General features: G+C 65.7%; 22 protein-coding genes and 1 tRNA gene. 14 read left to right on the forward strand and 9 right to left on the reverse strand.

The window, feature by feature from the left end; translation table 11 throughout:
• Nucleotides 1–126: 126 nt before the first annotated feature.
• Nucleotides 127–1,197 (reverse strand): ABC transporter ATP-binding protein, encoded by a 1,071-nt coding sequence (locus R4P47_RS17150; RefSeq protein WP_283347341.1) that lies wholly within the window; start codon nucleotides 1,195–1,197, stop codon nucleotides 127–129.
• Nucleotides 1,198–1,313: 116 nt separating this feature from the next.
• Here R4P47_RS17150 and R4P47_RS17155 point away from each other — a divergent pair, with 116 nt between their 5' ends.
• Together R4P47_RS17155 and R4P47_RS17160 are read left to right on the forward strand one after the other, a co-directional pair.
• Nucleotides 1,314–3,122 (forward strand): multicopper oxidase family protein, encoded by a 1,809-nt coding sequence (locus R4P47_RS17155; RefSeq protein WP_317785282.1) that lies wholly within the window; start codon nucleotides 1,314–1,316, stop codon nucleotides 3,120–3,122.
• Nucleotides 3,123–3,158: 36 nt separating this feature from the next.
• Nucleotides 3,159–5,105: a DUF222 domain-containing protein gene (locus tag R4P47_RS17160; protein WP_317785283.1), complete on the forward strand. Its 1,947-nt coding sequence runs from the start codon at nucleotides 3,159–3,161 to the stop codon at nucleotides 5,103–5,105.
• A gap of 254 nt (nucleotides 5,106–5,359) precedes the next feature.
• Here R4P47_RS17160 and R4P47_RS17165 read toward each other — a convergent pair whose 3' ends face one another.
• Entirely contained in the window at nucleotides 5,360–6,274 is a 915-nt protein-coding gene (locus R4P47_RS17165) for a polysaccharide deacetylase family protein (RefSeq protein WP_317785284.1), read from the reverse strand.
• A gap of 363 nt (nucleotides 6,275–6,637) precedes the next feature.
• On the opposite strand from R4P47_RS17165, the gene R4P47_RS17170 reads away from it, so the two are divergent.
• The 11 genes from R4P47_RS17170 to R4P47_RS17220 all read left to right on the forward strand — a co-directional run bounded on the left by R4P47_RS17170 (nucleotide 6,638) and on the right by R4P47_RS17220 (nucleotide 18,170).
• Entirely contained in the window at nucleotides 6,638–7,243 is a 606-nt protein-coding gene (locus tag R4P47_RS17170) for a TetR/AcrR family transcriptional regulator (protein WP_411567347.1), read from the forward strand.
• Nucleotides 7,240–8,748 carry an NAD(P)/FAD-dependent oxidoreductase gene (locus tag R4P47_RS17175; protein ID WP_317785286.1) on the forward strand — a complete coding sequence of 503 codons (1,509 nt, stop codon included), beginning with the start codon at nucleotides 7,240–7,242 and terminating at the stop codon, nucleotides 8,746–8,748. Before R4P47_RS17170 ends, R4P47_RS17175 begins: the two co-directional genes overlap by 4 nt.
• Nucleotides 8,745–10,436 carry a GMC oxidoreductase gene (locus R4P47_RS17180; protein ID WP_068054039.1) on the forward strand — a complete coding sequence of 564 codons (1,692 nt, stop codon included), beginning with the start codon at nucleotides 8,745–8,747 and terminating at the stop codon, nucleotides 10,434–10,436. The genes R4P47_RS17175 and R4P47_RS17180 overlap by 4 nt, the downstream gene beginning before the upstream one ends.
• Complete coding sequence (locus R4P47_RS17185) at nucleotides 10,436–11,077, forward strand: acetoacetate decarboxylase family protein (RefSeq protein WP_317785287.1); 642 nt, start codon at nucleotides 10,436–10,438, stop codon at nucleotides 11,075–11,077. Before R4P47_RS17180 ends, R4P47_RS17185 begins: the two co-directional genes overlap by 1 nt.
• Before the next feature lie 33 nt (nucleotides 11,078–11,110).
• Entirely contained in the window at nucleotides 11,111–11,557 is a 447-nt protein-coding gene (locus tag R4P47_RS17190) for a Fur family transcriptional regulator (protein WP_411567348.1), read from the forward strand.
• Nucleotides 11,558–11,648: 91 nt separating this feature from the next.
• Nucleotides 11,649–13,181, forward strand: a complete 1,533-nt coding sequence (locus R4P47_RS17195; RefSeq protein ID WP_283347339.1) for a catalase — start codon at nucleotides 11,649–11,651, stop codon at nucleotides 13,179–13,181.
• 135 nt (nucleotides 13,182–13,316) lie between these two features.
• Nucleotides 13,317–13,790 (forward strand): Dps family protein, encoded by a 474-nt coding sequence (locus tag R4P47_RS17200; protein ID WP_068054046.1) that lies wholly within the window; start codon nucleotides 13,317–13,319, stop codon nucleotides 13,788–13,790.
• Nucleotides 13,791–13,870: 80 nt separating this feature from the next.
• On the forward strand, nucleotides 13,871–14,563 hold the full coding sequence (locus tag R4P47_RS17205) for an HAD family hydrolase (protein WP_317785288.1): 693 nt from the start codon (nucleotides 13,871–13,873) through the stop codon (nucleotides 14,561–14,563).
• Nucleotides 14,560–16,359, forward strand: a complete 1,800-nt coding sequence (locus R4P47_RS17210) for a glycoside hydrolase family 15 protein (protein ID WP_317785289.1) — start codon at nucleotides 14,560–14,562, stop codon at nucleotides 16,357–16,359. The genes R4P47_RS17205 and R4P47_RS17210 overlap by 4 nt, the downstream gene beginning before the upstream one ends.
• A 29-nt stretch (nucleotides 16,360–16,388) precedes the next feature.
• On the forward strand, nucleotides 16,389–17,189 hold the full coding sequence (locus tag R4P47_RS17215; protein WP_317785290.1) for an SDR family oxidoreductase: 801 nt from the start codon (nucleotides 16,389–16,391) through the stop codon (nucleotides 17,187–17,189).
• Between the two features lie 9 nt (nucleotides 17,190–17,198).
• Entirely contained in the window at nucleotides 17,199–18,170 is a 972-nt protein-coding gene (locus R4P47_RS17220) for an LLM class F420-dependent oxidoreductase (RefSeq protein WP_149407292.1), read from the forward strand.
• Nucleotides 18,171–18,223: 53 nt separating this feature from the next.
• On the opposite strand, the gene R4P47_RS17225 is transcribed toward R4P47_RS17220, so the two are convergent.
• From R4P47_RS17225 to R4P47_RS17250, 6 genes are all read right to left on the reverse strand, one after another.
• A complete protein-coding gene (locus R4P47_RS17225) occupies nucleotides 18,224–18,979 on the reverse strand; it encodes an ABC transporter permease (protein ID WP_317785291.1) in 756 nt (251 codons plus the stop codon).
• Nucleotides 18,976–19,722 (reverse strand): ABC transporter permease, encoded by a 747-nt coding sequence (locus R4P47_RS17230; RefSeq protein ID WP_317785292.1) that lies wholly within the window; start codon nucleotides 19,720–19,722, stop codon nucleotides 18,976–18,978. Before R4P47_RS17230 ends, R4P47_RS17225 begins: the two co-directional genes overlap by 4 nt.
• A complete protein-coding gene (locus tag R4P47_RS17235) occupies nucleotides 19,719–20,621 on the reverse strand; it encodes an ABC transporter ATP-binding protein (RefSeq protein WP_317785293.1) in 903 nt (300 codons plus the stop codon). Before R4P47_RS17235 ends, R4P47_RS17230 begins: the two co-directional genes overlap by 4 nt.
• A 92-nt stretch (nucleotides 20,622–20,713) precedes the next feature.
• The gene (locus R4P47_RS17240) at nucleotides 20,714–21,139 is read right to left on the reverse strand and encodes an SRPBCC family protein (protein ID WP_317785294.1); all 426 of its coding nucleotides are present in this window, start codon (nucleotides 21,137–21,139) and stop codon (nucleotides 20,714–20,716) included.
• Nucleotides 21,140–21,256: 117 nt separating this feature from the next.
• Nucleotides 21,257–21,330 (reverse strand) — tRNA-Pro (locus R4P47_RS17245).
• 17 nt (nucleotides 21,331–21,347) lie between these two features.
• Complete coding sequence (locus tag R4P47_RS17250) at nucleotides 21,348–22,286, reverse strand: metallophosphoesterase (RefSeq protein WP_231893981.1); 939 nt, start codon at nucleotides 22,284–22,286, stop codon at nucleotides 21,348–21,350.
• Nucleotides 22,287–22,492: 206 nt separating this feature from the next.
• Between R4P47_RS17250 and R4P47_RS17255 the strand changes: the two genes are divergently transcribed.
• Nucleotides 22,493–22,957: a GatB/YqeY domain-containing protein gene (locus R4P47_RS17255; RefSeq protein ID WP_032395267.1), complete on the forward strand. Its 465-nt coding sequence runs from the start codon at nucleotides 22,493–22,495 to the stop codon at nucleotides 22,955–22,957.
• 63 nt (nucleotides 22,958–23,020) lie between these two features.
• Here the strand turns inward: R4P47_RS17255 and R4P47_RS17260 are convergent, their stop codons facing one another.
• Nucleotides 23,021–25,369 carry a penicillin-binding protein gene (locus R4P47_RS17260; protein ID WP_149407339.1) on the reverse strand — a complete coding sequence of 783 codons (2,349 nt, stop codon included), beginning with the start codon at nucleotides 25,367–25,369 and terminating at the stop codon, nucleotides 23,021–23,023.
• Nucleotides 25,370–25,626: the final 257 nt, after the last annotated feature.

Raw genomic sequence — 25,626 nt, forward strand, 5'->3', positions numbered from 1 at the left:
CGGCGGGGCGCGCGGCGCCGGCGGGGCGCCGGGGGGGGGGCCGCGCCCGGGGGGGGGGGGGGGGGGGGGGGGGGGGGGGGGGGGGGGGGGGCCCCCCCCCGGCCCCCCCCCCCCCCCCCACGACGGTCAGTTCAGGCGGTGACCCTCGGCGGAGGCGTCGAAGATGTGCGCGTGCGCGTCGTCGATACGGACGTGGACGCGGTCACCCTTCTCGGGTGGGCTGCGCCAATCGGCCCGGGCGACGATGGTCTCGGTGCGGCCGTTGATGTCTGCACGGCCGAACACGAAGGCCTCGGAGCCGAGTTCTTCGACCACGTCGATCTCGAGAGCGATTCCGCTGCTCGCGATCTCGATGTGCTCGGGCCTGATGCCGAACATCACCTCGGCGGCCGACCCGAGGGTCTGGCGCGGCACGGGAATCACCTGATCGGCCAGGCGAACGCCGCCGTCGGTGACCGGGACACGGAACAGATTCATCGACGGTGAGCCCATGAACCCGGCGACGAACGCATTGACCGGCTTCCGGTACAGCTCGCGCGGGGTGGCGCACTGCTGCAGCACACCACCTTTCAGGACGGCGACGCGATCGCCCATCGTCATGGCCTCTACCTGATCGTGGGTGACGTACACCGTCGTCGTTCCGAGCCTTCGCTGCAACTGGGCGATCTGGGTGCGCGTCTGGACCCGCAGCTTGGCGTCGAGATTGCTCAGGGGCTCGTCCATCAGAAACACCTGGGGTTGACGAACGATGGCGCGGCCCATGGCAACTCGCTGACGCTGACCGCCCGAGAGCGCCTTGGGCTTGCGGTCGAGATACGGCTCGAGGTCGAGTAGCTTCGCGGCCTCCTCGACGCGAGTGCGAATGTCGTCCTTGTTCGCCTTCGCCAACTTCAGAGCGAAGCCCATGTTCTCCGCGACGGTCATGTGCGGATACAGCGCGTAGTTCTGGAACACCATCGCGATGTCGCGATCCTTGGGTTCGGAGTGGGTGACGTCCTTGCCGCCGATGAGGATGCGACCGGAATTGACCTCTTCGAGCCCCGCGAGCATCCGCAGCGACGTCGACTTTCCGCAACCCGACGGGCCGACCAGAACGAGGAATTCACCGTCCTCGATGTGCAGGTCGAGCTCGTCCACCGCGGGGGCGTCGGAGCCCGGAAACAGCCTGGTGGTGCGCTCGAAAGTAATCGTTGCCATGACAGATAGATCCCTCCACCGGCAGGAACGTGCCGGACGATCCGAGTGTGGGGTGACGGCGGGAGCCGACGGGCACATAGTATGGCCCCAATCACAACAAGGAGAGAGGAGGCTCGGTGAGCGGATCTGTGTCCAGGCGAACCGCCCTTCGAGGGCTCGCCGTCGCCGCAGTAGCCGCTGGTGCCGCTGCACTCCCGGTGGCGTCGACGACGCGCCGCGCGATGGCCGACGACTTCCTCCGTGGCCAAAGCCCCCTGCTGTTCCACTCACCGCCCCTCACGCCGTTCCGGGACGAGCTGCCCAGGTTGCCGCTGATCAGCGGTACCGAGGTGACGTTGGACGCGCACAGCTCCACCCACGTGTTCCACGCCGATCTACGACCCGCGCCCACCTTCGGGTACGGCCAGTGCGACTACCTCGGACCGACCATCGAGTCGCAGACCGGTCAGCCCTGGACACTGAAGTATTCCAACACCACCGCGGGCAACCCGCTCGCCGCCGACATCGACACCTCGCTGCACGGCATGAGCGAGATGGACCGCACGATGACACCGACGGCGCTGCACCTGCACGGGGCCGTCACCGAACCGGCGAGCGACGGGCACTCCGAGATGCTGGTGCGCCCGGGGGAGTCGATGACGCACAACTTCTCGGGGCTCAACGACGCCGCGGGACTCTGGTACCACGATCACGCCATGTCGATGACGCGCATCAACGTGTACGCGGGCCTGCTCGGCATGAACCTCGTGCGGGACCGTTGGGACACCGGCACGCCCGACAATGCGCTGGGGCTGCCGTCGGGTGAGTTCGAGCTGCCGTTGGTGCTGCAGGAAAAGATCATGAACCCCGACGGCAGCATGAGCATCCGTTCCAATATCACCGTGCCGCAGGGTAAATGGGAAGGCGGCGGCACCGGAGACGTGGGCGTCGTCAACGGCAAGATCTGGCCGACGATGGAAGTGGCCCGGGGTATGTACCGGCTGCGCGTCGTCAACGCCGGGTCGTACAGCGTGTGGAACCTGTTCTTCACCAACAGACTTCGATTCTGGGTCATCGGGAACGACGGGGGATTGCTCGACGCTCCTGTGGAAGCCACCAGCATCCGACTCGCCCCGGCCGAGCGCGCCGACATCCTCGTCGACTTCGGTGCCGTCGAGGCAGGTGCTCTCGTTGAACTACTCAACGACGAGCCGCCGCCGGCGCAGGCCGCGTCCCTCGGAGCCGTCCCGATGCCGATGTTCTGCCAGTTTCGCGTCGCGTCCGCGGCCGGGTTCCGGGGCGGTATGCCGACGTTGCTGCGCGGCGGCAAGGGACAGCCGGATGTGTTGCCGCCGTTGCCGACCGCGAAATTCACGCGAACGGTCACCGTCAACCAGCCGTCCGGCGGGCTCAACCTGGACATGACTCTGATGAACCTGAACAACCTGAGGTACTCGGACCCGGACATCGAGATGCCCAAGCAGGGGACCGTGGAGATGTGGAACATCGTCAACACGACGGTGGAGCCGCACCCGATTCACCTGCACTTGGCGCACTTCCGGACGCTGGGACGCATCCCCATCGACCTCGCCGCTTACCAACGTGATTTCCCCAGGCCAACATTCGGTACCAGATGGGCTCCGCCGGTGGAGAAGTTCCTCACCGGTCCGTCGGTGCCGCCTGCGGCGTGGGAAGCCGGGTGGAAGGACACCGTCAACACCTACCCGGGCACCGTCACGCAGATCCTCGTTCGATTCCCGACGGCCGACGAGCTCGGCTTCGACCCCGACGCCACCTTCGCCGGGCCGGCCGCGCACCACGGCGGCGAGCACGGTGGACACGACATGGGTGGGGGCGGCGAACTGCAGGGGTACATGTGGCACTGCCACATGCTCGATCACGAGGACCACGAAATGATGCTCAGGTACCGCACCGTCGCTCCGTGACAAAGCTTGTCGGTGGGTGGGTATAGCTTTCGTGGTGTGAAGACATTGGGGGATGTGTTCGGGCTCGGTGACCAGGATTTGGTCTCCGAGCTCGCTGGCGTGTCCTCCCTCGAAAACGAGCTCGCTGCAACGCGATTGACGCTGCTGGCGGAGATGGACCGGCGTGGTTTGGCCATGAAACTCGGCTACTCGTCGGTCACCCGGTGGTACGCGCGATCGGTGCGCATCACCGACGGGTCCGCGGCCCGTCAGATGGAGCTGGGGCAGTGGCTCACCGACCGGCCCAGCGTGTTGAATGCCCTCGCAGGTGGCGATATCCACGCCGCGCACGCCTCGGCGATCGCCGACGGCTACGCCACCGTGGTGGTCGCCGACCCCACCCTCGACGAACAACGCCGCGAGGCTGTCGTCGCCGAACTGCTCGAAACCGCCATGCGCAGCACCGCCGGGCAGGTCGCCTCCCGCGCGCAGGCACTGGCGCATTCCGCGGCCGAGGACGCCAGAGCCCGCCACGAGCAGGCCGAGAAGCAACGACAAGAACAGGAGCGGACACAGGAGCGGGACCGGGCGACCCGAGCTGATGCCGGTGGCGCGGGTGATGCAGGTGGCTCAAGTGAGCCCGAACCTGCTGAGCCCGAACCTGTTCCAGCTGGACCGCCGCCGATACCGGTGTCGGAGAACCCGGAGTTGAACCGTTTCGATGTTCACCCGCTTGCCAGTGGCCGCTTCCAGATGGGTGGCAACGTCGACCGGCTCCTGGCCGAGAAGCTGCTCACCGCGCTGTCGGCGTTGACCGCGCCGCAGCCCGGCCCTGGAGGTGAACGCGATCTACGTGGTCCGTCGAAGCGGCGGGCGGATGCACTCGATCGGATCCTCGACCGGCACCTGAGCGGTGGTGGCCGCGGATCGGCGGGCGGGTCGCGGGCATCGGTGCACTTGATCGTCCCGCTGCGGGACCTGCTCGCCGACCGCGGACACACGCAATCGAACAGCGCAACAACGGGTTCGACGACAGACGGTTCCGGTGGCGACTCACGGGCCGGCGATACCGATACGGGTCCCGTTGCCGGCGCTGACGGCGGGCACCACGTCAGTGAGAGTCCCGAAGCCGGCGACAGTTTGCGGACCGGTGATGTCGACGCGGGTCCCGTTGCGGGCGCTGACGGCGGTCACTACGTCGGGTGCGGTGCCGGCGACAGTTCACGAGCCCGCGATACCGAGGCCGGTCCCGATCGTGGCACTGGTCGTCGGGTCAGCGGGAGCAATGCTGGTGCCGGCGGCAGTTCACGAGCCCGCGATACCGACGTCGGTCCCGATCGTGGCAACGGTCGTCGCGTCAGCGGGAGCGGCGCGGGTGCCGGCGACGTCTCACGGACCGGCGATACCGAAACGCCTCCCGCGGCTGGCGCTGATGGCGGTCACCAGGTGAGTGAGAGTGCCGGTGCCGGCGACGGTTCATGGAACGGTGATCCCCGCGGCGATCGTGTCGGTCCCAGCGCTGGTGCCGGTGACCATTGCGGGCGGAAGTCTGCACCCGACCCCGGTGATGCCGACTGGCCGTTCCACTTCGACTGGACCGGGCCGATGAGCCGCGCCTTCGCCGAACTCCTCACCTGCGACGCCGACCTCACCCCGGTCATCGTCGACCACCACGGCGTCCCGCTCGCCCTCGGCCGCAGCACCAGACTCGCCAGCGACGACCAACGCATCGCCCTGACCATCCGCGATCGGTGCTGCGTGATGTGCGGCCGCCCCGCACAGTGGTGCCAAGCCCACCACGTGAAATTCTGGGAACACGGCGGCCGCACCGACCTGAACAACCTCGCGCTGGTCTGCGGGGAATGCCATCGCCTGGTCCACCACGGCGACTGGCAACTGCTCATGGGCGACGACGGACACCCCTACGCCATCCCACCCGAATCCATCGACCCCACACGACAACCCATCCCCAGCTACCACCGCCGAAAACGTCGCGCAGCCTGACAACACATCAGTCGCGCCACTCGGCCGCCCAAGCCATTCCCTCTCTCGAAGCCGTGCGCCAGCCGCGCGGCTTCGGCGGGCTGGCCCCCTACGCGCACGGTGCTGTCGATCAGCGCTGACGGGCCAGGCACCTCACGCATCAGCAGTTCTCCTGCCCGCCCGAGCTTTCACCGACGACCGGCTGGCTTTCAACACTCGGTAGGCATCCATGTGGACCAGGTCGCTGGCGGCACCAGCGGTGGACTGTCCGTCGCCTATCCGTCGCGCAGCGGTCGACGGCCGGTGTCCGAGGGAGCTACGAGACCGCGGTAGTGCGTGGCGATCTCGCCCGGTGTGGTGAACCAGACGCCGTCGCTGTTGTCGAGCATGTGTTGCAGGGCGGACCGGAACCGGCGAAGTCGGTAGGGCTGTCCGGTAAGAAACGTGTGCAGAGAGATCGCGAGCACTACGGGTTGGTGTTCCGAGTTCTCCTTCAGTTCGTCGAAACTGTCGATTATGTTGCGCTCGAACGTCGCTGCGGTCTGGTGATGGTGAACGAACACCGGAAGGTCGTTCACCTCGTGCGGGTACGGAACGCTGAGCAAGGGGCCACCGCGGGTCCTCAGCCAGACCGGCTGATCATCGATGGGCCAGTCCAAGGTGTATTCGTAGCCACGTTCGGCCAGCAGGTCCTCGGTCACTCGGCTGGGGTTGGCACCGGGGCTCATCCAACCCCGAGGAGGTTCTCCCTCGTGGCGCTCGATGGCGGTCGTCACCTCGTCGATCGAGCGTCGTTCGGCTTCCTCGTCTTGATCGTTCGGTTGCACGGCGTTCGTTCGTCCGTGCGCGACGGCCTCCGCATCGAGGGCGCGGAAGGCGTCGACCAGCTGCGGAGCATGCTCGTACACCTCGGTGTTGACCAGCAACGTCGGGCGAACTCCACTCCGGTGCAACGTCTCTGCGATCCGGAAGCCGCCGACGCGGTTGCCGTACTCGCGCCAACCCCAGTTGTAGGTGTTCGGCTGATCCATTCCGGGTGTGTAGCCCAGCCCTGGCCCTCCGTCGTCGTACGGAAAGTGCTCGCAGTTGACTGCGACGTACACCGCGAGGCGCGCGCCACCCGGCCACTCGAACTGTGGGCGATCGCCGATGGGGGAGTAGTCGAAGCGGCCATGAGAAGCGAGGGGCATGGCGACAGAATTGCCCATGGTCGATCAGCGCAAACTGTGGTGCCAGCTTGCTGGCCGGCACCGAGTCGGAGCCACTGCTGCAGCCGGCCGAGGTGAACGCGTGGATCCCCACGACTGCGCATGCGGCCCCACGAACACCGACGGTAGAGATTGTCATCGGCCCTCTTTCGTCTGCTCCGATGCAGCATTCGTGTGGCTAAAGCAGGTCGAACCGACCGGATCGTAGAACCGAGCAGTGGAAATGGATTGGAAAGCGGTGCGCGCAGTCCAGTCGACTTTCCGATCAATCAGTGAGATCCAGACCGACTGCTTCCTGCAGCAAACTTAAAGTCAGGCTGGACTGTTTGTTGATTTAGCGCTACTGTGCGAAGTGTGACTACCGACACAGGGCTCGACGACTCAGCGCCCACCGAGCGCCGGACGCAGGCCGAACGCACCGCGGGCACTCGGGCGAAGCTGCTCGACGCCGCGATCGATTGCCTGGTCGAACTGGGCTTCGCCAAGACCAGCACCCAGGAGATCGCGCGGCGTGCCGGTGTCTCCCGGGGAGCGCAGCTGCACCACTTCCCGACCAAGGAGTCCTTGCTGATCGCGGCCGTCGAGCATCTCGTCGATCGTCGTCTCTCGGAGATCCTCGAAGCCGAACCGGACCCCGAGCGGGGACCCGAGATCCTCGCCGACGCATTCTCCGGGCCCCTGTTCTACGCCGCGCTCGAGCTCTGGGTGGCTGCCCGTACCGACCCGGCGCTGCACGAGGCGATGATCCCCTTGGAGCGGCGCGTCGCCGAGGCCATTCAGGGCGGTTCCCAGATCGTCATGGGTAGCCGGATGTCCCCCGAATCCATCGAGCTCAGTGTCGAACTCGCCCGCGGGCTGGCCGTCTCGGCGCTGTTCCGCACTCCCGAAGCCGACGCGCAGCTGCGCGGGCGGCTCCTTCCCGTCTGGTCCGAAAAGGTGATGGATTCGTGAACGCAACTCTCCCCGAACAGCTCGACGTGCTCGTGGTCGGAGCCGGTTTCGCAGGCCTGGCCGCGGTGGCGAAGATCCTCGCCGCCGACCCGAGCGCCGACGTGACCGTCATCGAACGCGCGTCCGACGTGGGTGGCACGTGGCGCGACAACACCTACCCGGGGTGCGCGTGCGACGTGCCGACCTCGCTGTACTCGTTCTCGTTCGCCCCGAGCCCCAAGTGGAGTCACACCTTCGCGCGTCAGCCCGAATTGTTCGACTACCTGCGTTCGGTGGTGGATCGTCTGGACCTGAACGATCGCATCGTCACGAACTGTGAATTGCAGTCCGCCACCTGGGACGAGGTGAACAACCGTTGGTCGGTGCAGACGTCGCAGGGGTCGGCGAGCGCCCGAGTGTTGGTCGCTGCCACCGGGGCGCTGTCCACTCCGAAGATCCCGGACGTCCCCGGAATCGACACGTTCGCCGGCACCGTGTTCCATTCCGCGACCTGGAATCACGAGCACGACCTCACCGGCGAGCGGGTCGCCGTGATCGGCACCGGGGCGTCTGCGGTGCAGTTCGTCCCCGAGATAGTCGACCGGGCCGAGCGGCTCACCGTCTTTCAGCGCACCCCTGCGTGGGTGATTCCGCGCCTGGACCGCACCATCGGCCGGCTCGAGCGCACGCTGTACGAGCAAATCCCTCTGGCGCACCGCGCGGTTCGCGGTGTCATCTACGGCTACCGCGAGGCCTACGTGACCGTGCTGGCGGACAACCCGTGGCTGCTGCCCGCGGTGAAGGTGTTCGCGAAATCGAATCTGAAGCGTCAGGTCAAGAACCCGGTGAAACGTGCGGCGCTGACTCCCGACTACGCGCCCGGCTGCAAAAGGCTTCTGCTGTCCAATGATTGGCTGCCGACTCTGGACCGGCCGGACGTCGATCTCGTCACGTCGGGGCTGACGTCGGTGACCGAGAACGGCGTCGTCGACGCCTCGGGCCGCAACCACGAGGTGGACACCATCATCTTCGCGACGGGGTTCACCCCCACCGAGCCGCCGGTGTCGCATCTGCTGCGGGGCAACGACGGTCGGACGCTCGCGGAGCACTGGGGCGGTAGCCCGCAGGCGCATCTCGGCACCACCGTCGCCGGCTTCCCGAACCTGTTCCTGATGTACGGCCCCAACACCAATCTCGGGCACAGTTCCATCGTCTACATGCTCGAGTCGCAGGCCAACTACGTGGTGTCTGCGCTGCACGCGATGAAGGATCGCAGGATCGCGGCCGTGGAGGTCAACGAATCCGCTCAGCGGCAACACAATTCGTGGGTCGATTCCGCGCTCGACGGCACCGTGTGGAATGCCGGCGGGTGCTCGAGCTGGTACCTCGACGCCAACGGCCGCAATTCCACGATGTGGCCCACCTACACATTCCGGTTCCGCAACAAGACGCGCGAGTTCGACGTGCCGAATTATCGGCTCGTCTCCGACGCTCTCGACTCAGACAACGAGGTGGTATCCGCATGAGCGACTACGACGTATTGATCATCGGCTCCGGTTTCGGCGGCAGCGTTGCTGCGTTGCGGGCCGTCGAGAAGGGGTACCGCGTGGCGGTTCTCGAGTCCGGTCGACGGTTCGAGGACGACGAGCTGCCGAAGACCAGCTGGCGGTTGCGCAAGTATCTGTGGGCTCCGGCGTTGGGTTGCTATGGGGTGCAACGTATCCACCTGCTGCCCGATGTGCTGGTGATGGCCGGTGCGGGTGTGGGCGGCGGTTCGCTGAACTACGCGAACACGCTGTATCAGCCGCCGGCGAAGTTCTTCGAGGACCCGCAGTGGGGTTCGATCACCGATTGGCAGCGCGAGCTGAATCCGTACTACGACCAGGCCCGCCGGATGCTCGGCGTCGAGACCAACCCGACCATCACCGCCTCGGACAAGGTGATGAAAGAGGTGGCCGAGGACATGGGGGTGGGGGACACGTTCACCTCGACCCCGGTGGGCGTCTACTTCGGAGATCGCGGCCGCACCGCGCCCGACCCGTTCTTCGGCGGTGCCGGGCCCGAGCGCACCGGCTGCACCGAATGCGGAGCGTGCATGACCGGCTGCCGCGTCGGCGCGAAGAACACCCTCGTCAAGAATTACCTGTACCTCGCCGAACACGCAGGCGCGCATGTTCTTCCGTTGACCACCGTCGTGGACGTGCGGCCGAACGGCGCGGGCTACGACGTGGTGACGCGTCGGACCGGTGGCAAGCTGCGTCGCAAGGAGAAGACGATCACCGCCGATCAGGTGATCTTCTCGGCCGGCACCTACGGCACTCAGAAGCTGATGCTCGCGGCCAAGGAGAAGGGCTCGCTGCCGAGACTGTCGGACAAGATCGGCTCGTTGGTGCGCACCAATTCCGAGGCCGTGCTCGCCGCGACCGCTCGCGGCCGTGAGGTCGACTACCACGAGGGCGTGGCCATCACGTCGTCGTTCCACCCGGACGATCACACGCACATCGAGCCGGTGCGATACGGCAAGGGCAGCAACGCAATCGGCCTGCTGCAGACCGTGCTCAGCGACGGCGGCGGCAAGATGCCGCGCGTGCTCAAGACGCTCGGCGTCGCGCTGCGTCACCCCGGCGCCGCCGTTCGGAGCCTGTCGGTGCATCGCTGGTCGGAGCGAACCGTCATCGCGTTGGTGATGCAGACCGACGACAACTCGCTCGAACTCGGATCGAAGAAGGGGCCGTTCGGGCGTCGCCTCACCAGCAGGCCCGGCGCGGGTGATCCACCACCGCAATGGATTCCGCAGGGTCACGAGGCAATTCGTCTGCTCGCGGACAAGATCGGCGGTGACCCGGGCGGATCGATCGCCGAGATCGTCAACATTCCGATGACCGCGCACTTCCTCGGTGGCTGCGCGATCGGCGACTCGCCGCAGACCGGCGTGATCGACGGTTACCAGCGGGTCTACGGCTACGAGGGATTGCACGTGCTCGACGGTTCTGCCGTCAGCGCCAACCTCGGCGTCAATCCGTCCCTGACGATCACCGCCCAGGCCGAGCGAGCAATGGCGTTGTGGCCCAACAAGGGTGAGCCCGATCGGCGACCCGCGGTGGGCTCGGGCTATCAGGAGATCGCACCCACTCAGCCCGTGCAGCCGGTGGTGCCGGTGTCGGCACCGGGTGCCCTGCGGCTTCCCCTGACCGTCGTGGGGAGGGATTCCTGATGTGGAGTGTCACCGAATCCGATACCGATCGCACCGACTGGCCGGTCAGTCCGGCAGCGCCGTGGCCGGCGAACGTGCGGGCCACGATCTGGTGGCATCGGGCCCGTTCGTCGGACTTCGCACCTGTCGGTGCCAAGACGTTGCCGATCACGATGGCGATGGTCGTCGACTACGTCACCTCACCGGTCGGCCCGTACCGCGAGATCCTGGCGAGCCCGGTGCTGCGCCGCGATGTCGGACGCGTTCCGCGGATGTCGGTGCCGTTCATCGCCGTCGATTCCGCGACTTCGGTCCACGGCGGCCGGACCAACTGGCACCTGCCCAAGGTGCTGGCCGAGTTCGAGGGTGACGTGCTGGGCGAGGCCGGGGTGAGCGGCGACGAATGGTCGGTGCGGACGACGTCCCGCGCCGTGGGACCGCAGTTCCCGATGCTCGGATCCCTCGGTTTCGCACAGCCGGTGTCCGGCGGCTCGGCCATCGCCACCGCAAGCTTGAAGGGCAAAGCCAGGTTGGCGCGCGTCGAGGTGGACGCGAAGGGCCCGACGCTGAGTCGCTGGATGCCGTCGGGCACGTATTTCGGCTTGCAGATCGTGTCGGGTTCGATGCGGACGGGTGAAGCGCACCTGGTCGGCCAGCCGTGATCCCCTTTTCTTGACTTAGTCCAGATTAGGGGCATGCTGGAGTACATGCAGCTCACCGAACGCGTCGACCCCGTAGCGCAGTTGCGCTCGGTCGGTCTCCGCGTCACCGGACCCCGAGTTGCAGTTCTGAATGCGGTCACAGCCCGACCGCATTCGGACGCCGACGACATCGCTGCCGCCGTCCGTGAGGACGGTGGTTCGGTGTCGACTCAAGCCGTCTACGACGTGCTCAGGGCCTGCGTCGATGCAGGTTTGCTCCGTCGCATCGAACCCGCCGGCTCGGCCGCGCTGTACGAGAGCCGTACGGCGGACAATCACCACCACCTCGTGTGCCGAGAGTGCCGCGTGGTAGCCGATGTCGACTGCGCCGTCGGAGCGTCGCCGTGCCTCGTACCCGGGGACACGCACGGATTCGTCGTCGACGAGGCCGAAATCGTGCTCTGGGGTTTGTGCGGCGACTGCACGAGGCATTCCGTCTGACACTGCGGTCCAGCGTACGGCCGCTCGGTTTCACAGCTTTTTCGAAGAGCAGCCCTCTTCGGACTCTATTCAGCCCTTCAGGAGGCTTCGTATGACCAAGCCGATCAGCAACAAGCCGACCACCAGCAACTCGGGAATCCCCGTCCCCAGCGACGATCAGTCGCTGACCGCCGGAACGCAGGGACCGATTCTGCTGCACGACCACTACCTCATCGAGAAGATGGCGCAGTTCAACCGCGAGCGGGTCCCGGAGCGCGTCGTGCACGCCAAGGGCGCAGGCGCGTTCGGCGAACTCGAGATCACCGGGGACATCAGCAAGTACACCAAGGCGAAGGCGTTGCAGCCCGGTGCCAAGACCGAGATGTTGGCGCGCTTCTCCACCGTCGCCGGCGAGCAGGGTAGCCCCGACACCTGGCGTGACCCGCGCGGATTCTCGCTGAAGTTCTACACCGAGGAAGGCAACTGGGACCTGGTCGGCAACAACACCCCGATCTTCTTCGTCAAGGACCCGATCAAGTTCCAGGACTTCATCCGTAGCCAGAAGCGCATGCCCGACTCCGGTCTGCGCGACAACAACATGCAGTGGGACTTCTGGACCCTCTCGCCCGAGTCGGCGCACCAGGTGACGTGGCTCATGGGCGACCGGGGTATCCCCAAGTCGTTCCGCCACATGGACGGGTTCGGTTCGCACACGTACCAGCTCATCGCCGAGGACGGCACGAAGACCTGGGTCAAGTTCCACTTCAAGACCGATCAGGGCATCGACTTCCTGACGCAGGACAAGGCGGACGAGGTTGCGGGTACGTCCCCCGATCATCACCGTCAGGACCTCTTCGGATCCATCAAGAACGGCGACTTCCCCAGCTGGACCCTCAAGGTGCAGCTCATGCCGTACGACGAGGCCGAGAACTACAAGTACAACCCGTTCGACCTCACCAAGGTCTGGTCGCAGAAGGACTACCCGTTGATCGAGGTCGGCAAGATGACCTTGAACCGCAACCCGGAGAACTTCTTCGCGCAGATCGAGCAGAGCTCGTTCGAGCCGTCCAACACCGTGCCCGGCATCGGCTTCAGCCCCGACAAGATGCTGCTCGGCCGCGTCTTCTCCTACGCCGACGCGCACCGGTACCGCATCGGAGCCAACTACGCGCAGCTGCCGGTCAACGCCCCGAAGTCCGAGGTCAACTCGTACTCCAAGGACGGCAACATGCGGTACTCGTTCAACTCCCCGGAGACGCCCGTCTACGCGCCGAACTCGTTCGGCGGCCCGTCGGCGGACACGAACAAGTACGGCGACGACGGAGCATGGGACTTCGAGCCCCGCTTCGTGCGCACCGGGTACATCGAGCACCCCGAGGACGGCGACTTCGTGCAAGCGGGAGCCCTGGTCCGCGAGGTCATGGACGACGCGCAGCGCGAGCGCCTCGTCGGGAACATCGTGGGGCACGTCCTCAACGGCGTCAGCGAGCCCGTTCTGAGCCGGGTGTTCGAGTACTGGACCAACGTCGATCCCGAGCTCGGCAAGAAGGTCGAGGAAGGCGTTCGGTCGCAGCAGAACGAGACCGCACCGACCACGGGTGCAGGCGCAATCGACGATCCTGCCGACGAAGCAGCCAAGGTCTGATGTTGGGATCGGCGTCACAGCGGATGTGACGCCGATCCGGAACAACGCGGGTCGACCTGCCGTTGTGCAGTACAGACGAAAGAACAATAATGGTGTGCGATGCATACCGTCGTCCAACGGCAGGGAGGCCACATCATGACGAACCCCATCACCAGCACCCTCGACGCAGGCCAGCAGAAGATCGCCGGCGACGCGCTTCAGGGAACTGTGGTCGATCTCATCGACCTTTCGCTCATCGCCAAGCAGGCGCACTGGAACGTGATCGGCAAGAACTTCCGGTCGGTGCACCTCGAGCTCGACGAGTTGGTCACGGCCGCACGTGAATTCACCGACCAGGCCGCCGAGCGCGCCACCGCTATCGGCGTCAGCCCCGACGGGCGCGCAGCCACCGTCTCCTCGACGGCAGGAACCAAGGGCTTCGGTGCCGGATGGACCAAGGACAGCGAAGTCGTCCCAGCGGTCGTCGACAACCTCGCCGCGGTCGTGGAGCGTCTTCGCGGACGCATCGCCGACACTGGCGAAGCCGATCCGGTGACCCAGGACCTGCTCATCGGCATCACGGCTCGGCTCGAGCAGCTGCACTGGATGTGGCAGGCCCAGGCCAGCTGACGTTTTCCCACCCGACAGGCCCCTCGCGCACAGCGGGGGGCCTGTTGTTTGCCTGCACCACCCCCGGGTATCCGAAAACCATGCCTGTTTCCAAACCGACGGTCGACGCGGTCCTGCTCGACATCGACGGCACCCTCGTCGATTCCAACTACGTGCACGTCGACGCGTGGTCGCGCGCGTTTCGTGAGGCCGGTGGTTCCGTTCCTTCCTGGCGTGTTCACCGCTGCATCGGGATGGACGGGTCGAAGCTGCTCGAGACGCTCGTCGGGTCCTCGAACAGCGCGCTTGCCCACGAAGCGAAGACGCTGCACGGCGAGTACTACGCTGCTGCGTCGGCGGATCTCGAAGTGCTGCCGGGTGCCCGTGAACTGTTGGCGGACTTGAACTCTCGCGGCATCACCGTGGTGCTTGCGACCTCGGCTCCGGAGAGCGAGTTGTCGACGTTGCGCGACCTGCTCGACGTCGAGGACTCCGTTGCCGTGGTGACCAGCGGTGAGGACGCCGACGTAGCCAAGCCCGAGCCCGACATCGTTGCGGTTGCACTCGAACGGGCCGGTGTCGAGGCCTCCAAGGCGGTGATGGTCGGCGACAGCGTCTGGGACATCGAGTCGGCCGGTCGCGCGGGTGTACGCGCCATCGGTGTTCGCAGTGGCGGTATCTCACGTGGTGAGTTGCTCGACGTGGGGGCGGTAGCAGTGTTCGACGACCCCGCCGATCTGCTCGCCCACATCGAGGACAGTCCCTTCTACTCCGATGAAAAGGCAAGTGCTTGAGCGAGTTCCGCAAGCCGCACCCAAGGGTCGACGGTTATGTCCCCATAGAGAGCTACGGCGCCATCGGTGACGGCCGCACCGTGGCGATGATCGCCGACGACGGCCGGATCGATTGGTTTCCGGTTCCGAACCTCGATTCGCCGCCGCCGTTCGCAGCGTTGCTCGACGCTGGGAACGGTGGATACATCCAGCTGACGCCGCTGGAGGAGTTCACCGTCCAGCGTGAATTCGTCCCTGGGACAAATGTGCTGAGCACGACGTTCCGTACCGACACCGGCACCGTTCGAGTCACCGACTCGTTGAACACCGGTGTCGCCGGGCGTCTTCCGTGGGTGGAGTTGGCCCGCCGCGTCGAGGGTCTCGACGGCACCGTCGAGCTGTCGTGGTCCGTGGCACCGGGCACCATGCTCGGCATCGCGTCGCCTTGGGCGTACGACACCGAGCACGGCACCGTTTTGCGGGTCGACGGATTGACCCTGGCCGTGCGGACTCTGGGCATCGAGGAGGTGCACGTCGCGGACCGCGACATCGGTGGTGTGTTCACCGCCCGCCCGGATTCTCGGCATGTGCTGGGCGTCGTCGGGACGGAGAACGAGCCGTTGCCCCTGCCCGATCCGCAGCACCTCGACGAGGGGATCGACCGGACGATCGCCAACTGGCGCGTGTGGTCCGACGAGTTCTCGTACCAGGGGCCGTGGTCGGAGCATGTGGCGCGGAGCGCGCTGGCTCTGAAGTTGTTGCTGCACAGCCCCTCCGGTGCCATCGCCGCCGCTGCCACCACCTCTCTGCCCGAGAACAGGACCGGTGGCAAGAACTGGGACTACCGCTACGCGTGGGTGCGCGACGCCGCGTACACCATCCGCGCGCTGCAGCGATTCGGGCTCCGCGAGGAGATCCACGCTGCAGTGGCGTGGCTGCTGAAAGTGATCCGAGTCAACGATCCGTTGGTCAACGTCTTCTACACCCTCGGTGGTCAATTGCCCGGTGGCACCGAACAACCCGACGTTCCCGGCTGGCGAGGCATCGGGCCGGTGGTCAACGGCAACGCCGCCGCGGATCAGCTGCAGCTGATGATCTTCGGTGACCTGTTCTCCATCATCCGGCAGTACGTCGACGCGGGGAACATCCTGGATGCGCAGACGGGGCGCCTGCTGGCCGCCATCGCCGACGAGGCCTGCGATTCGTGGCAGCGCAAGGACGCCGGGATCTGGGAGCTCGAGGACGAACAGCACTACACCAGCTCCAAGCTCGGTTGTTGGCAGGCGCTGGACTGCGCCGTGCACCTGGCAGAAGCAGGCGAGATCCCGGGGATACCGGATCGATGGAAGGCCGAGAAGGAACGCATCCGGCTCTACATCGAGACCGAGTGTTGGTCGGACGAGCGGCAGGCCTACCTGGCGTACCCGGGTGCCGACGGTCTCGATGCGTCGGTACTGCTCGCGGCCGAGATGGATTTCGATCGGGGAGAACGTCTTTCGTCCACCATCGATGCGCTCGTCGAAGAACTCGGTGCCGGCCCGTTGATGTACCGCTACAGCGGGGTCTCGAAGGAAGAAGTGACCTTCGTGGCCTGCGCGTTCTGGCGAGTGTCGGCGCTGTCCTGCGTCGGCCGAGACGACGAAGCTGCAGCTCTGATGGACCAACTGGTGGAGCTGTCCAACGACGTCGGTTTGTACAGCGAAATGATCGATGCTTCGGATGGATCGTTTCTGGGTAACTTCCCACAAGGCTTGAGCCACCTGGCCCTGGTGAATGCGGCGCTGACCATTGCGCGCTCGCACGACGCCACAGCCTGACCGTAATCTCATACACAAGGTGGAATTCGATGGATTTGGGAATCAACGGTAGGACAGCATTGGTCACCGGAGCAGACTCCGGTATCGGCTGGCACACCGCGAAAATGTTGCTGGCCGAGGGTGTTCGCGTCGTGGTCAGCGACAAGGATCAGACCTCGCTCGACGAGGCCGCAGCGAAACTCGGCGCAACGGAGGGGCAGTTGTTCGCGTTCGCCGCGGACGTGACCGACACCGACGCGGTCGAGAACCTGGCAGCACGGACGCAGCAGGTAGTGGGCGACATCGACATTCTCGTCCAGTCCTCCGGAGTGACCGGAGCGCAGGGGCTGTTCCACGAGATCGACGAGGAGGGGTGGCGTTCCACCCTCGACATCGACCTGATGGGACCGGTCCGGCTACTGCGAGCATTTCTGCCCGCACTCCGCCGCGGTGGCTGGGGACGCATCGTGTTGCTGACCTCCGAGGACGCCGTGCAGCCGTACGACGACGAATTGCCCTACTGCGCGGCCAAAGCCGGCGTGCTGGCCCTCGCCAAGGGGCTCTCGCGCAGCTATGCGTCGGAGGGACTGCTGGTCAATGCGGTCTCTCCCGCGTTCATTCACACCCCGATGACCGACGCGATGATGGACAAGCGCGCCGAGGAGAAGGGAACCGACCGCGACGGTGCCATCGAGAGCTTCCTCGACGAGGAGCGTCCGTACATGGAGCTCGGACGCCGTGGCGAGCCCGAGGAAGTCGCCTCGGTGATCACGTTCCTGTGCTCGGACCGCGCGTCCTTCGTCAACGGATCGAACTACCGAGTCGACGCCGGTTCCGTCGCAACTATCTAGGAGACACGCATGACCAATTTCGGATACACCTTGATGACCGAGCAGAGCGGCCCGAAAGAGCTGGTGCAGTACGCAGTCGGTGCCGAGAGAGTCGGCTTCGACTTCGAGGTCGCCAGCGATCATTACTCGCCGTGGCTGTCCTCCATGGGGCACTCGCCGTACGCCTGGACCACATTGGGCGCGGTGGCTCAGGCCACCGAACGCGTCGAGCTCATGACGTACGTGACATGCCCGATCATCCGGTATCACCCGGCCGTCGTCGCGCAGAAGGCTGCGACGATGCAGATCCTGGCCGACGGCCGCTTCACCCTCGGCCTCGGCAGCGGTGAGAACCTGAACGAGCACGTCGTCGGCGAGGGCTGGCCGTCCATCGACAAGCGGCAGGACATGTTCGTCGAGGCGCTCGAGATCATCAGGGCATTGCACGCCGGTGGCTTGGTCACGTACGACGGCAAGCACTTTCGCGTCGACTCCGCCCGGATCTGGGACCTGCCCGAGGGCGGCGTGCCCATCGGCATCGCAGCCGGTGGCGAGAAGGCCGTCGCGCGATTCGCCGAGTACGGCGATCACCTCATCGCCACCGAGCCCGACGCCGATCTCGTCAAGGCATGGTCGGACAACCACGAGGGCCCGGCGCGGTCCATCGGACAGATCCCGATCTCCTGGGATCCGGACAAGGACGCGGCCGTCGATCGCGCGCACGATCGCTTCCGCTGGTTCGCGGGCGGTTGGGCCGTCAACGCCGATCTGCCGACGACGGCTGGATTCGCCGGAGCCACCAAGTTCGTCCGTAAAGAAGATGTGGCCGACACGATTCCGTGCGGACCGGACCTGGACGCCATCGTCGAGGCCGTGAAGCCGTACTGGGAGGCCGGGTACACCGACATCGCACTCGTGCAGGTGGGCGACGAGACCCAGGAGCGCTTCCTCGCCGAGGCCGCAGGCCCGCTGTTGGAGAAACTGCGCGCTGCGTCCAGCTGACTCGACGTTTCACGAGGCCCCGATCGAGAGCATTCGGTCGGGGCCTCGAGCTGTCACTGGACGTGAATGTCCTTGCGGTCGAGTGCCCTGCCTGCCGATGCGACGACCGCGACAGTGAGCAGCGCCGTGGCGGTCAGGACCGACAGTGCGGCCCCGGTGGTCAGCGAACCCGAGTCACCGAAAGTTCCGGAGGCCAACTGGGTTGCGCGAGTGGCCAGGGCATAGGGCAACACGAAGATCGCCCCGGTCACCTCGGCGGTGAGGAGGAACACCGATATACCGGCCCCGACGAGAGCGATGGCAATCGGCACCGCGAACGACCTGACGGCCATCGACAACGCGGAGTGCAGTGCCGCGACCGGTAGTGACCCCACCACTATCAGCGCACCGGTCGCGAAGAGCTCGGAAGGGAGCGTTCCGTCGAGCGAGAAGACCACCTTGCCGAGAACAACGACGGCTGCCAGCATGACGATGTTCATGGCCGCGGTCAGTGTTGCCACCACAGCCGTCTTGACGATCACGATGCGCACCGACGGAACCGGGCCACTCATCAGGGCATTCCAATTCCCGCCTCGGTGTTCGGATCTCCAAACCAGTGATGCCAGTGCCGCAACTCCGAGTGCGAGTGGGAACAGGCCGTAGAACACGACTGTGCGCAACCACAATGTGCGCGATCCCTCTGTCAGCTCTGCGCCCGACGCGATCGTGTTGAACGTTCCGACCCCCGCGATGATCAGCGGGAGGAGAACGACGACCGCCCATGCCTGCGAGCGCCTGAGCTTGATCATTTCGGCCGAGAACGCATTCATGCTCGTACCTCCTGTCGATCGAGTCGAACGGTCATGAACCAGAACGACACTGCTCCGACAACTGCGAGGGCGGCGACGCTGGCGTAGGACGGGTTCAGCGTCACCACTTGTTCGCCTCGGTAGTCGGCGGCAGACGCCAAGGAGTAGTAGCCCCACGGCGTCAGGTGTGCTGCCCAGGAGGGAAATCCGGAGGCGCAGATCGCGATGACGGTACCCACGATGCCGATTCCCAGCGCGACCAGTTGGTTGTCCACACGCGCTGAGATCAGCAGGTGCACAGCGAGTATCACGAGGTTGGTCGTCACCGCCGCCGCCGTGTAGCCCAACCACAGGTCGGCAGGCAAGGGTTGGGTCACCCCGACTGCGATTCCCAGAAATACACCTCCAGTACTGGCCGCAACCGTTGCGCCGGCAACGACGAGGCCCGTCGAGACGAGCTTCGCGCGCACGAGGGCTCCGCGCCCGGTTCCATTGGTCCGGTTCAGCAGCCAGCCCTTGGATTGGTGCTCGACTTCCATTGTGCGGCTGGCCATCACGGCGATCAGCAGCGGGGATGCGACGGGGACGGCAAGGGTCAGCCCGGCCAGTAGCAGCGCCCAGGAGACCGTGGTCGAATCCTTCGACGCTGTTGCGGTGATAGCGCCGACGAAGGTCAACCCGACGATTGCGGCGACCAACACAGCGGCGATCGCGCCGATGTGCAGGTGCCTGAGTTTGGCGAACTCGTTGCGTACGGTCGTCACAATCGGCCACCCTTCGTCAGATTCATGAATACGTCTTCGAGCGACTGATCGTCGCGCCGAACGCCGTAGACGCCTGCGTTCGCGCCGACGAGTTCTGCCACCACCTGTGCGGCACCTCGATCGTCGATGCCGGACAGCCTCAGAGTGTGATCCTCGACCTCGACCGAAATGCGCTGTTGCAGAACCGAACGCGCACAAGTCGGATCGATGACGTCGATGAGTACATCCGGAGTGGAGGCGGCGAACAGCTCGTCGCGGGTGCCTTGGAAGATCAAGCGCCCCTGGCTCAGGATCCCCAGCATTTTCGCCGTCTTGTCGATCTCGCCGAGCAGATGGCTCGAGACCATCACTGTCACGCCGTGTTCGGCGAGATGGCGAAGCAGTCCGCGGATCTCTTCGATGCCAGCCGGGTCCAAGCCGTTGGTGGGCTCGTCCAGGATCAGAAGTCGTGGTTCGCGCGCCAGCGCCATCGCGATGCCCAGGCGCTGTTTCATCCCCAGCGAGTAGTTCTTCACCTTCTTGTCGAGGTGCTCCTGCAGCCGGACGGTGGCCACCGCCCGGTCGATCTGTTCGGTGTGCAATCCGAGCGAGCGTTGCACGATACGAAGGTTCTCCGCACCCGTGAGATGCCCGTATCCGGGTGGAGCTTCGATGAGTGAACCGATGTGTGAAAGCACTCCGCGGCGGGTCTCGTGATTCATCGGCTTCCCGAGGATCTCCACCTCACCGGAGGTCGGTCGGATCAGGGACAGCAACATTTTCATGGTCGTCGACTTGCCCGATCCGTTCGGACCGAGAAAGCCGTAGACGCAGCCCTCAGGAATGCGAAGGTTCACGTCGTCGACGACGGTATGGGCGCCGTAGCGCTTGCCGAGGCTGTGAGTTCTGACGATGTCCATGCCTCGACCGTCCCGCATTCGGCGGCGAGAATCGTCGGTCCCGAGTATGTCCGGTGTCCTACTCGGGTATGACTTGCCGCCGGGTGGCGGCGCTACGGAGCGAGTGTCGACAAATTCTTCGAGATGCTCGACGTCAGTGCTTTACCGACGATCGCGGCGAGGCCGGGGACGGGTGCGTCGAATCCGATCGTGTAGTCGAGCTCGGTGCCGCCGTCGGCGGTGGGGGTGAACTTCTGCACGCCCCAGTGGCCGCGCAGCGGACCGCCCTTGGTGATGCGGTACTCGATCAGCGAATGGGGCTTGGAGGTGATCGTGGTTTCCTCGAACGCGGGAAGCGGACCCAGCTTCAGGCTGCGCGTCGACCCGACGCCGTTGCGGGAGGTGTCACCGTCCCGAACGCGGGCGATCTTCGCCATGAAGAGCGGGCCGAGGTTCTCGTGCTCCGACAACGCCGCGAAGACGACCTCGGGGGGAGAGACGAACCGGTGCTTGACGTGAACGCGGGTGGGGGTCGGCATGGGTCGTGAGATCCGTTCGCTCGGGGTCGACAGAGTCGACTCACAGTAGCCGTCCATTGCGTGAAAAGAGGGACCCATTCGATCGAATCGAATGGGTCCCTCTTCGTGGTCCAACTGTCGGGGTGGCGGGATTCGAACCCACGACCTCTTCGTCCCGAACGAAGCGCGCTACCAAGCTGCGCCACACCCCGTGTACCGCTGGAGAAGTCTAACTCACGACTGCCTCGGAACGCGAAACGCCCTCGTCGGAGACGTTTTTCGGACCCGTTCTCGGGGCCGGAGTCAGCGTGATCAGGGTGGCCTCGGGGCGGCAGCAGAACCGCGCAGGCGCGTACGGCGACGTTCCGATGCCCGCGGAGACGTGCAGCTGGGTGTGCGCGCCCCACTTGGACGGGCCCTTGACCCGCGAACGGTCGATCTCGCAGTTCGTCACCAGCGCGCCGTAGAACGGGAGGCACAGCTGGCCGCCGTGGGTGTGCCCGGCGAGGACGAGGTCGTATCCGTCCTGAGCGAACTTGTCCAGCACTCGCGGCTCCGGGGAGTGCGTGATGCCCAGACGAAGGTCTGCGAGGGGATTGGGCTGGCCGGCGATGGTGTCGTAGCGGTCGCGCTTCAGATGGGGGTCGTCGACGCCCGCCGACGCGATCCGTACCCCGGCCACCTCGAGCTCGCGACGCACATGCGTCACGTCGAGCCAGCCCCGCTCGGAGAACGCGGCCCGCAGGTCGCGCCACGGCAACGAGTCGCCGGTGGTGCGCTTGTGGTTCTTGTCGAAGTACTTGAACGGGTTCTTCGGCTTGGGCGCGAAGTAGTCGTTGCTACCGAACACGAACAAACCCGGCCGAGCCAGCAGCGGCCCCAACGCCTGCACGACGCTGGGCACGGCGCGCTGGTGCGAGAGATTGTCTCCGGTGTTGACGACCAGATCGGGTTCGAGGCGGTCCAGCTCACGCAACCAGTTCTGCTTCATCCGCTGGCCGGGCATCATGTGCAGGTCGCTGATGTGGAGCACGCGCAGCGTCGCCGAACCCGGCTCGAGCACCGCCATCGACGTCTCGCGCAGCGTGAACGCATTGCGTTCGATGAGTGTGGCGTATCCGAGACCCAACGCCGCCGCGCCCGCCGTTCCGATCACGGAACTCTTCAGCGGTGCTGCTCTGACGGCGTCGCGCGCCTGCTCTGCAGCAGAGCGCAGTTGCGAGGACGCGCTGCACAGTTGTGTGGAGGCACTGCGCAGTTGCGTCGACGTGCTGAGAAACGAGGGACTGAATTGTGCGGACACCTCATCCACGATACGGCAGCAACCGGATATGGACGTGCGAGCCGAGGACTGTGCCGCGTAGCGTTTCCGCCATGTCCGAACTCAAGGCCCGCCTCCGAACCGACCTCACCGCAGCGATGAAGGCGAAGGACAAGCTCCGCCTGGCAACGCTGCGCATGATTCTCGCCGCCATCCAGACCGAGGAGGTCTCCGGCAAGGAGGCCCACGATCTGACCGACGACGACGTTCTCAAAGTGCTTGCCAAGGAAGCGAAGAAGCGCGGCGAATCGGCCGAGATCTACACGCAGAACGGCCGCGGCGAACTCGCTGCGAACGAGCGCGCCGAAGCACAGATCATCGACGAGTACCTGCCAACGCCCTTGACCGACGAGGAATTGGCGAACATCGTCGACACCGCCATCGCGCAGGTCGCCGAAGACCTCGGTGAGCGACCGGCGATGAAGCAGATGGGCCAGGTCATGAAGATCGCGTCGGGACTCGCCGCAGGCAAGGCCGACGGATCGCGACTGTCGAAGGCTGTCAAAGACCGCCTGTGACAATCGATGTGAGTGGAACCTCGTAGTGGACTACGAGGTTCCGCTCACATGCGGCGGAGCCGCTCAGCGAGGTGCCGTGATCCCAGGGATCGCCGGAATCTGGATGCCCGGCGGTAGGTCCGGGATCTGGATGTTCGGCAGCGCGGGTGCCGGAGCCGGCGCAGGTCGAACCGAACCGTCGCTGACGTAGATCGTGATGTTCGATCCGGGGACCGCCGAACCCGACGGGGACGTCGACACCACGGTGCCGCGAGCCGCCTGGTCGGCCGTGGTGGCCACCGTCACCTGGAAGCCTGCGCCCTGCAGGGTCGATGTCGCCGACGACTGGCTCTGGCCGGTGACGTCGGGTACCTGGCCGTTGGCCGAGCCGCGGACGTACTTCTGGTCGACGGGCGGCAACGCGACGGGTCCGAAGTTGGTGGCGATCGGTGTCATGGCGTCGAACCACGTTCGAGCCGGCTCGTTACCGCCGTACAGGTTGCCCGAGCTGCATGGGCGCAGCGGGAACGAGCAGATCTCGCTCGGCGTCGGTGAGTCGCCGTACGTGTACACGGCGGCGGCGTAGTTGTTGGTGAACCCGAGGAAGCCGGAGGACCTGTTCGACTCGGTGGTGCCGGTCTTGCCTGCCATCGGCAGGGTCCAGCCGGCGGAGCCGGCCGCTGCGGCGGACGTGCCGCCCGGCTGATCGTCCTTGCTCATGGCATTGGCGAGGGTGTTCGCCAGTCCGGGCTCGACGACCTGCTCACACGCCTGGTGAGCAACCGGAACGGGCTTGCCGTCGCGGTCGAAGATCGAGTCGATGGGGGTGGGTGGGCACCACATGCCACCCGAGGCCAAGGTGGCAGCCACGTTGGACAGCTCCAGCGGGTTCACCCAGGTCGGTCCGAGGGTGAACGAGCCGAGATTCTGATCCTTTTGGAAATCGGCCATGGACTGGTCGGTGCCCGACGAGCCGGGGTCGTTGTACGACCGCAGGCCCAGACGAACGGCCATGTCGACGGTCGGGGTGACGCCGACCGACTCGATCAGCTTGACGAACGCGGTGTTGGGGGACTGCGCCAACGCGTCGGTGATGGACAGCGACGCCGGGTAGTTGCCCGCGTTCTCGACGCAGTAGGTCGCTGCCGGGCAGTTCCGTGCACCGCCGTCGCCGACGCCCTTGACCTCGACGCGCCTGGGCACCTGCAGCGTCGCGCTGGTACCCAGCCCGCGCTCCATCGCCGCGGCGGTGGTGAAGACCTTGAAGATGGAGCCCGCTCCGTTGCCGACCAACGAGTGCGGCTGCGGCTGCACCGTCTCGTCGTCGTCGGCATTGAGGCCGTAGGTGCGGCTGCTGCCCATGGCGAGAACTCGGTGCTGGTCCTGGCCCGGTGCGACGACGTTCATGACGGTGGCAACGCCGTCGAGGTTCGGGCTGGTGTTCTCCACCAGGGCGGCCTTGGTGGAGTTCTGTACCGCGGGGTCGAGCGTCGTGCGAATGAGGTACCCGCCCTTGTCGATCTGTTCCTGGCTGATTCCCGCCTCGGCCAGGTACTGCAGTGCGTAGTCGCAGAAGAATCCGCGGTCGCCTGCCGCGATGCATCCGCGGGGCAGGGTCTGGGGAACGGGCAGCACACCGAGCGGCTCCGACTTGAGCGCAGCGAGCTCGTCGGCGCGTTCGGGCAGGTTCTGGATCATCGTGTCGAGCACGGTGTTCCGGCGCTCGAGCACGCCCTCCTCGTTGGTGTACGGGTTGAGTGCGGAGCTGGACTGCACCATGCCTGCGAGCATCGCGGCCTGGACGGCGCTGAGCTGGCTCGCATCGATACCGAAGTAGGTCTGGGCGGCGTCCTGGATGCCGAAGGACGCGTTGCCGAACGGAACGAGGTTGAGGTACCGGGTGAGGATCTCGTCCTTGGTCAGTTCCTTGTCGAGCGTCAACGCCATGCGGATCTCGCGGATCTTGCGAGCGGGCGTCGTCTCGATGGCCGCTCGGCGCTCGGCGTCGGTCTTGGCCACCACGAGCAGCTGGTAGTTCTTCACGTACTGCTGATCGATGGTGGATGCGCCCTGCTCGACCTGCCCGCTGGTGGTGTTGGTCAGGAACGCTCGGAGCGTGCCCTGCCAGTCCACGCCCTGGTGTTCGGCGAAGCGGCGGTCCTCGATCGAGACGATGGCGAGCTTCATCTCGTTGGAGATCTGGTCGCTCGGCACCTCGAATCGGCGCTGCTCGTACAACCAGGCGATGGGCGTGCCGTTGACGTCCGTCATCGTCGAGACGGCAGGCACTGCGCCCTCGACCAACTCGGCCGAGACGTTGTCGACGGTATCGGCGGCGCGGTTGGAGGCGTACCCGAACCCACCGGCCAAGGGGAACATCACGCCGGCGAGCAATGCACCGGCGAGTGCTGAACATCCGGCGAGCTTCGCCACGGTTTTTCCAACTGACACAGAGCACAGCGTACGTGGGTGTGGCTCGGACCGGCAGAGGCCTGCATGCGCCGTGTGCTGCGCCCCTGCTCGGGACGGCCGTACCAGAAATGTGACCCCGCCGTCTTGCATTCGGGGCTCGCTTTACCTAAATTATGAGCACGGTGTGATTCGCATAACACTTGATAATGAATGTGGGGCAGCTCCTAGAATTTGTGCTTCGCCTGACGAGGTACAAACCGCTTCGAGCCTCCGGGACG

The organism is Rhodococcus sp. IEGM 1370 (assembly GCF_033142325.1).
Classification (GTDB): Bacteria; Actinomycetota; Actinomycetes; order Mycobacteriales; family Mycobacteriaceae; genus Rhodococcoides.

Bases quoted from the DNA above. Each gene is read 5' to 3' on its own strand.
- R4P47_RS17200 (WP_068054046.1), top strand. From the start codon at position 13,317: ATGACGAACCCCATCACCAGCACCCTCGACGCAGGCCAGCAGAAGATC.
- R4P47_RS17205 (WP_317785288.1), top strand. From the start codon at position 13,871: ATGCCTGTTTCCAAACCGACGGTCGACGCGGTCCTGCTCGACATCGAC.
- R4P47_RS17255 (WP_032395267.1), top strand. From the start codon at position 22,493: ATGTCCGAACTCAAGGCCCGCCTCCGAACCGACCTCACCGCAGCGATG.
- R4P47_RS17235 (WP_317785293.1), bottom strand. From the start codon at position 20,621: ATGGACATCGTCAGAACTCACAGCCTCGGCAAGCGCTACGGCGCCCAT.
- R4P47_RS17225 (WP_317785291.1), bottom strand. From the start codon at position 18,979: ATGAATGCGTTCTCGGCCGAAATGATCAAGCTCAGGCGCTCGCAGGCA.
- R4P47_RS17185 (WP_317785287.1), top strand. From the start codon at position 10,436: ATGTGGAGTGTCACCGAATCCGATACCGATCGCACCGACTGGCCGGTC.
- R4P47_RS17150 (WP_283347341.1), bottom strand. From the start codon at position 1,197: ATGGCAACGATTACTTTCGAGCGCACCACCAGGCTGTTTCCGGGCTCC.
- R4P47_RS17220 (WP_149407292.1), top strand. From the start codon at position 17,199: ATGACCAATTTCGGATACACCTTGATGACCGAGCAGAGCGGCCCGAAA.
- R4P47_RS17215 (WP_317785290.1), top strand. From the start codon at position 16,389: ATGGATTTGGGAATCAACGGTAGGACAGCATTGGTCACCGGAGCAGAC.
- R4P47_RS17195 (WP_283347339.1), top strand. From the start codon at position 11,649: ATGACCAAGCCGATCAGCAACAAGCCGACCACCAGCAACTCGGGAATC.
- R4P47_RS17190 (WP_411567348.1), top strand. From the start codon at position 11,111: ATGCTGGAGTACATGCAGCTCACCGAACGCGTCGACCCCGTAGCGCAG.
- R4P47_RS17240 (WP_317785294.1), bottom strand. From the start codon at position 21,139: ATGCCGACCCCCACCCGCGTTCACGTCAAGCACCGGTTCGTCTCTCCC.
- R4P47_RS17180 (WP_068054039.1), top strand. From the start codon at position 8,745: ATGAGCGACTACGACGTATTGATCATCGGCTCCGGTTTCGGCGGCAGC.
- R4P47_RS17165 (WP_317785284.1), bottom strand. From the start codon at position 6,274: ATGCCCCTCGCTTCTCATGGCCGCTTCGACTACTCCCCCATCGGCGAT.